The 381-nt window shown below is 62.7% G+C and carries 1 pseudogene; it reads right to left on the minus strand.

Annotated features, from left to right (window positions below):
* Positions 1 to 381, minus strand: a pseudogene (locus I6F38_RS43640) (LPS-assembly protein LptD); the annotation flags it as partial.

The following is a 381-nucleotide window of genomic DNA, read 5'->3' on the forward strand; positions in this document are numbered from 1 at the left end:
GTTCTGTCCGTGCCCGAAATATAGCCCGGCATCAGGAAGCCGGATTTACGCTTCACGGTCGGGTCGGGCGTCGAGAAATAGGGCATGTAGGCGAGCGGCACGCCGAAGAACTCGATCTGTGCCGTCTCGAAGTACAGCATCTTCTCCTGCTGGTCGTGGATGATGCGGGCACCCTTGACCTGCCACAGCGGCGGCTTCTTCGGATCGTCCTTACACGGCGCGCAGGCCGTGTAGACGCCGTTCTCGAACACCGTGTAATTGCCGCTGGAGCGGTCGGCGCGGCTCGCGGCCATGCGGGTCTGGTCCGCCGTGTCCACGCGCAGCGAATCGACGAAACCGTCGCGGTAATCGTCGGAGAGATCCAGGATCTCGGCATAGGTG

Origin of the sequence: Bradyrhizobium sp. BRP56 (genome assembly GCF_020194035.1) — a bacterium.
Taxonomy (GTDB): Bacteria; Pseudomonadota; Alphaproteobacteria; order Rhizobiales; family Xanthobacteraceae; genus Bradyrhizobium; species Bradyrhizobium australafricanum.